The 6,223-nt window shown below is 72.5% G+C and carries 6 protein-coding genes; 5 read left to right on the top strand and 1 reads right to left on the bottom strand.

What is annotated here, in order from left to right:
• Positions 1–157: 157 nt before the first annotated feature.
• From VGD85_RS17935 to VGD85_RS17925, 3 genes are all read left to right on the top strand, one after another.
• Positions 158–871 carry a transcriptional regulator gene (locus tag VGD85_RS17935; protein WP_331064798.1) on the top strand — a complete coding sequence of 238 codons (714 nt, stop codon included), beginning with the start codon at positions 158–160 and terminating at the stop codon, positions 869–871.
• Positions 872–1,070: 199 nt separating this feature from the next.
• Complete coding sequence (locus tag VGD85_RS17930; protein ID WP_331064797.1) at positions 1,071–2,504, top strand: MFS transporter; 1,434 nt, start codon at positions 1,071–1,073, stop codon at positions 2,502–2,504.
• Between the two features lie 108 nt (positions 2,505–2,612).
• Positions 2,613–3,056 carry a CBS domain-containing protein gene (locus VGD85_RS17925; RefSeq protein WP_331064796.1) on the top strand — a complete coding sequence of 148 codons (444 nt, stop codon included), beginning with the start codon at positions 2,613–2,615 and terminating at the stop codon, positions 3,054–3,056.
• Here the strand turns inward: VGD85_RS17925 and VGD85_RS17920 are convergent.
• A complete protein-coding gene (locus VGD85_RS17920) occupies positions 3,053–3,724 on the bottom strand; it encodes a Type 1 glutamine amidotransferase-like domain-containing protein (protein ID WP_331064795.1) in 672 nt (223 codons plus the stop codon). The genes VGD85_RS17925 and VGD85_RS17920 overlap by 4 nt on opposite strands.
• A gap of 307 nt (positions 3,725–4,031) precedes the next feature.
• On the opposite strand from VGD85_RS17920, the gene VGD85_RS17915 reads away from it, so the two are divergent.
• Together VGD85_RS17915 and VGD85_RS17910 are read left to right on the top strand one after the other, a co-directional pair.
• Positions 4,032–4,337, top strand: coding sequence for an STAS domain-containing protein (locus tag VGD85_RS17915; RefSeq protein WP_331064794.1), 306 nt, complete (start codon positions 4,032–4,034; stop codon positions 4,335–4,337).
• Between the two features lie 56 nt (positions 4,338–4,393).
• The coding region (locus VGD85_RS17910) for an ABC transporter ATP-binding protein (protein WP_331064793.1) at positions 4,394–6,223 on the top strand (1,830 nt) is incomplete at its 3' end.

Raw genomic sequence — 6,223 nt, 5'->3', positions numbered from 1 at the left:
GCCCGCGTTCCCGCGGCCCGCCGAGGTGCGCGACCGGGTCGGGCCGGGAGCCGCCGCACGCTGACCCCCTCCGCTGAGGGCTGGGGCGGGCGTCGCGTTCGTCACACCGGCCCCGTCGGCGTACGGTGCAGCGGCCCGGGTGGCCGAGAATGGGCGGGTGATCGAGCGTGCCCCCGCCCGGCGCGGCCCCCGGCCCGCCCGAACGGCCAGCGGCCGTCCGCTGTCGGAGACCCGGACCGCGCTGCTCGAGACCCTCGAGGCGCAGCCCGAGCCCACGAGCGTCCAGGCGCTCGTGACGCTGACGGGCCTGCACACCAACACCGTGCGCGAGCACCTCGACGGCCTGCTGCGCAGCGGCCACGTGTCCCGGCGCCTGGCCCCGGCCAACGGCCGCGGGCGTCAGGCCTGGCTCTACGAGGCGGTCCGCCCCGACCGCGGCACCGGCGCGGAGTACGCCGGGCTCGCCGCGACCCTCGCGACCATCGTCGTGCGCTCGAGCCCGGACCCCACCGAGGAGGCCGGCCGGGCGGGCCTGGAGTGGGGCCAGCGCCTGGCCCGGGAGACCCCGGACCCCGAGGGGGTCGACACCACGGCTCCGGCGGATGCGCACGTCGTCGCCCGTCGCAAGGTCGTCGGCCTGTTCAACGAGCTCGGCTTCGCCCCCGAGGCCGACGACGACGCCGGCGAGGTCCGGCTGACGCGGTGCCCCCTCCTCGAGGCGGCCCACCAGCAGCCGGACGTGGTCTGCTCGGTGCACCTCGGCATCGTGCGCGGCGCGCTGGAGACCTACGGCGGCGACCCCTCGGGCGCCGAGCTGCTGCCGTTCGCCGAGCCCGGCGCCTGCCTGCTCCACCTCGCCCCGCATTCCTGAGCACCCCAGGACCGCGTCAGGACGAAGGTCTGCGGTCCGGACCGGGACGAAAGTCCCGTCCCCGGGGCCTAGGTCCGGCCGAACGAGCGGTTCTTCCCGGGACTTCGGTCCCTGAGTTGCACGGGGGTTCGCCGGTGACGATGTCCGGGCCGCCCCGGACCGGGGGCGGCTGGACCGCACGATCGCCGTGGAGGCACTGATGACCAGCCTGCTCACGCCGGAGACCTCTCCGGCCCCCGCCTCGCCGCCCAAGCGCGGCAAGGAGTGGCTCACCGACTGGGACCCGGAGAACGCCGAGACCTGGGACCGGAGGCTCGCCTGGCAGACCCTGTCGATCACGACCGGGACACTCACCCTGGCGTTCGTCTCCTGGTTCATCGCCAGCGCCATCGCGCCGAAGCTGACGAACCTCGGCTTCGACCTGAGCAAGGACCAGCTCTACTGGCTCACCGCGATGCCCGGGCTCTCGGCCGGCGTCCTGCGGCTGGTCTGGATGACGCTCCCGCCGGTGCTGGGCACGCGCAAGCTGGTGGCGCTCACCACGCTGCTGATGCTGATCCCGCTGCTCGGCTGGGGGATCGCGGTGCAGAACCCCAACACGTCGTTCACGACGTTCCTGGTCCTCGCCGCCCTGTCCGGCATCGGTGGCGGCGCGTTCTCCGGCTTCATGCCGTCGACGTCGTACTTCTTCCCGCGCCGGATGCAGGGCACGGCGCTCGGACTCCAGGCGGGCATCGGCAACTTCGGCGTCTCGCTCGTCCAGTTCGTCACGCCCTGGATCATCGGGTTCTCGATGGTGGGCTTCCTCGGCAGCTCCCAGAGCCAGTCGTTCCCGGGCAAGCCGGCGACCGAGGCCTGGTACCAGAACGCCGCGTTCGTCTATGTGCCGTTCGTCCTGGTCGGCGCCGTGCTGGCGTGGACGATGCTGAAGTCGGTGCCGGTCACGGCCAACGTGCGCCAGCAGTTCGACATCTTCAACAACCGCGACACGTGGTACATGACGCTGCTCTACATCATGACCTTCGGCACGTTCTCGGGTCTCTCGGGTCAGTTCGGGCTGCTGATGAAGAACCTGTACGCCGGCGGCAACACCGAGATCGCCAAGACCCTCTCGGACGGTACGACGCAGGTGCTCGTGCACGGCTACTCGATCCCCGACCCGGTCAAGTACGTCTTCCTCGGCCCCCTCGTCGGCGCCGGTGCGCGGGTGCTGTTCGCGCCCCTCACCGACCGCTTCGGCGGCGCCAAGTGGACGCTGGTCTCCGGCATCGGCATCCTCGGCTCGGTCCTCTACACGATGACGACGCTGACCCCCGACGTCTCGGCCGGCGCCGTCTCCCTGGACGCGCAGTTCCACCACTTCCTGTACGGCATGCTGGCGATCTTCTTCTTCACCGGGGTCGGGAACGCCTCGACCTTCAAGCAGATGCCGATGATCTTCGAGCGCCGGCAGGCCGGCGGCGTGATCGGCTGGACCGCCGCGATCGCGGCCTTCGGCCCGTTCTTCTTCGGCATCGGCCTGACGATGGTCAGCCCGGTCGCGTTCTACGCCGTCGGCGCGGCGTTCGCGGTGCTGTGCATCGTGATCACCTGGGTGCGCTACGCCCGGCCGGACGCTCCCAAGCCGTCCTGACGACCGCGGCCCGGTCCAGGCCCCGTCCGGACGCGGGCGCCCTCTCGGAGACGAGAGGGCGCCCGGTGCCGGGATCCCATCCTGAGGAGACCAACTATGCTGGCCGCGATGCAGTATCAGGTGCCTGGCTCGATCGACACGCCCGCTGAGCTCGTCGGTCGCACGGTCGCCGACGTGATGCTCCGTCAGCCCAAGACGCTCCCGGTGACGGCGAGCGTCGCCGAAGCCAGGGCGGCGCTGTACGACGACCACGTCCACGTCGTGCTGCTCGTCGACGACGGGATCCTCGCCGGTGCCGTCGACCGCACCGACCTGACGGGCGCTCCCGACTCAGCGCCTGCCCTCGAACACGCCGTCCTCGACGGGCGGACCGTCGTGCCGACCGCCGCTGCCGAGGAGGCGCGACAGCTGCTGCTCGCCACCGGTCGCCGCCGGCTCGCCGTGATGGACGAGGACGGCACGCTGCTCGGGCTGCTCTGCCTCAAGCGCCGCCGCACCGGCTTCTGCAGCGACGCGGACGTCGCCGCACGGGCCGGCGCCGGCGGCCGCTAGGACGACAGCAGCGTCCACTGCCCCTCGGAGACGACCTCGACGACGCCGTCGACGACGGTGATCGCGGTCTGGTCGTCGAGGACGTACGCCGGGCCCGAGATGCCGGCCGCCCACTGCTCCGCCTCGGCCATGGTGTTGCCCGGCCCACCGTCCGGGACGAGGTGGGGACAGATCGAGAAGTCGACGACCCCCAGCGTGCGGAGGTCGCCGCTCGGCGGTCGCCACTGGATGAAGTCCTCGCCCACCTCGGGCGTCATCACCATGCTCCCGGCGCTCAACCCCACCCAGACCGTGTCGCTCAGCGATGGGATCAGGTCGGCCAGCCCGGACTCCCGCATCCAGTGGCACAGGTAGAGGACGTCACCACCGGCTGCCAGCAGCACGTCGGTCTCGCGGACCAGGGGCACCCAGCGCTCCTCGTCGATGCTGGGCAGCGCGGTGAGCTCGAGCACGCCCATCGACCTCCAGCCCAGATCGACCATCGGGTTCTCGGACCGGCCGCTGATGAACTGCCACGCCCGGACGCCCGGTCCGCTCCACGGGTGTCCGTACATCGCCGTCGGGATGCAGAGGGCAGTGGCCTCCTCGATCGGCTTGCCGAGCATCTCGACGAGCGCGTCGCGGATGGTCGGGTTGGTGACGCCGCCGGAGGTGAGAAGGAGCTTCACTCGTCGTCCTCGTCTTCCTCGTGGCTACGTAGCACGTCGGGGTCGTACTCGTCGGGAACCGTGAAGCCCTGCGCCAGCGGCTTGCGGGGCTCCTCGGCATCCATGTCGTGATGGTGCCACGCGCCCCGCCTCAGCACGTCACCACGCGGCGCCGGAGCACGGCGCTCGATCTCGAGGACACCCGTGAGGGTGGTGCCGGAACCGCAGCGCCGGCGTAGCGTGGCGAGAACCGAGGATTCCTCGAGTCTCGCCATTCAGGGCGTCACCGTTCTTGGTGGAACGTTCTCGCCGGAAGGCGATGGTGGAGATGGAGATCTCGAGCGTCCAGGTGGTCGGTCGCCGGTCCGTCGTACGTGTGCGCGGCGAGGTCGACCTCGCGACCGCACCCGAGGTGGCCCGGACCCTGCTGCGGCTGATCGACGACGGGACCGAGCTGATCGAGCTCGACCTCCGCGACGTCACGTTCATGTCCTGCCAGGGCATCGCGGTCGTGGTCGCGGCCAGCCAGCTCGCCGCGCTGCGTGGACAGCACGTGCGCATCGTGCAGCCCAGCCAGCCGACGCGGGTCGTGTTCACGTTGGGCGGCGTCGCGCGGCTCCTCGAAGACGCCTGAGGGTCGACGAAAACCAGGAGAGAACTGTCCCCGCCGCCGCATAGCGTGGGGGGACCATGACCACGACCGCGACCGCGCCCTCCACCTCGGACCAGCACGAGCACCCGACGACTCCGGCGGTCGACCCGTCCCGCACGATCGGCCCCCGCCGGCTGCAGAGCCCGGTGGCGATCGCGGCGCTCTGCGCGTCGGCCGTGGCCGCGATCGGCATGACGCTCGGCACCGTGGTCGCCGGGCGGCTCGCCGAGGACCCGACCCGCGGCCTGGTCTGGGTGCTCGCGCTCTGCCTGGTCGGCGCGGCCGTGGTCGACACCACGGGCAAGGTCGCGTGGGTCGGGTGCTCCGACCGCGCGGAGGGCCTGCTGCGCGAGGACCTGCTCCGAGCGGCTCTGAGCCAGCCGCTGTCCGCGCTCAGCGAGCAGGCCGTGGGCGAGGTCCTCGACCGGATCGACGACGACACCCACGAGGTCGGCAACCTGGTCCGCTGGCAGATCTGGATGCTCGCCCGCACGCTGTTCAGCGCCCTGCCGATGTGGGTGGTCGCGGGCCTGACCTGGTGGCCGGCGTTCGTCCTGTTCCCGCTGCTGGCGAGCCTCACGTGGCTGGCGATCCGCTCGCTTCTCGGCGAGATCTCGCGGCGCAAGGTCGTCGAGGAGATGGCGTGGACCGACCACGCCGCCGTGCTCGAGGAGGGCATCGCCGGTCGTGACGACCTGCGCACCAGCCTCGGCCAGGCCCACGTGCTGCGCCGGGTGGCCCGGCTCTCGGCCGACGTACACACCAAGTTCCGCGCGGTCGTCGACGTCGAGAGCCGCCTCGTGCGTCGCGCCGGCGTGCTGCTCCACGCCCTCCTGGCGGCGATCGCCGTGGCCGGGGTGGCGCTCACCTCCGGCGGCAACCTGTCGGTCGCCGAGGTGGTGACGCTGTTCCTGGTCACCTCGACGTTCGTCGGCCAGATCGCGATGGCGGCCAACCACCTGCCCGACCTGCAGGCTGGTCTCGGCGCGGTCATCCGGCTGCGCCAGATGCTGGCGGTCCCGCCGGAGCCGGAGGGCGGGAACCCCCTGCCCGAGGGCCCGCTCGACCTCGAGCTGCGCGGCCTGGACTTCTCCTACGTCGAGGGGGCCTTCGCGCTGCAGGATGTCCACCTCCGCGTCCCGGCCGGTCAGACCGTCGCGCTGGTCGGTCGCACCGGCTCGGGCAAGTCGACGCTCGCCGCGCTCGTGTCCCGCGCGATGGAGCCACCGCGAGGCACCGTGTTCCTCGGCGGCGCCGACGCGCGGGACCTCGACCTGCAACACCTGCGCCGCGCGGTCGGCGTCGTCACCCAGCGCACCGAGATCCTCGCGGGCACCCTCGCCGAGAACATCACGCTGTTCGCCGACGTCCCGCGCGGCACGGTCCAGGCCGCCGTGGTCGAGCTCGGCCTCGACGGCTGGGTCGCCGGCCTCCCGGACGGCCTCGACACGCTCCTCGGCCCGGGCGGCACCTCCCTGTCGGCCGGGGAGGAGCAGCTCGTGGCGTTCGCGCGGCTGCTCGTGCGCGACGTGCGCGTCGTCGTGCTCGACGAGGCCACCGCGCGGATGGATCCGCTCACCGAGCGCCGGGTGGTCGCGGCCGCCGACCGGCTGCTCGCGCACCGCACCGGCATCCTCGTCGCCCACCGGCTCTCCACGATCGAGCGGGCTCCGCTCGTCGCCGTGCTCGACCGTGGTCGCGTCGTCCAGCACGGCCCGCGCGCCGAGCTCGCGGTCGTTCCCGGGCCGTTCCGCGACCTGCTCGCCGCCAGCCGGACCGTGGGGCACGACCTGCCCGCCGGTGAGGGCCTCGACGCCAAGGGCGTGGCCGCGGCCGAGCACTCGGAGGCGCAGTCGGCCGGGGAGGAG

Source organism: Nocardioides sp. (genome assembly GCF_036401255.1).
Lineage (GTDB): Bacteria > Actinomycetota > Actinomycetes > Propionibacteriales > Nocardioidaceae > Nocardioides.
Note: the sequence above shows the minus strand (reverse complement) of the source record. Positions and strands in the feature narration are given on the sequence as shown.

Bases quoted from the DNA above. Each gene is read 5' to 3' on its own strand.
- VGD85_RS17930 (WP_331064797.1), top strand. From the start codon at position 1,071: ATGACCAGCCTGCTCACGCCGGAGACCTCTCCGGCCCCCGCCTCGCCG.
- VGD85_RS17925 (WP_331064796.1), top strand. From the start codon at position 2,613: ATGCAGTATCAGGTGCCTGGCTCGATCGACACGCCCGCTGAGCTCGTC.
- VGD85_RS17915 (WP_331064794.1), top strand. From the start codon at position 4,032: ATGGAGATCTCGAGCGTCCAGGTGGTCGGTCGCCGGTCCGTCGTACGT.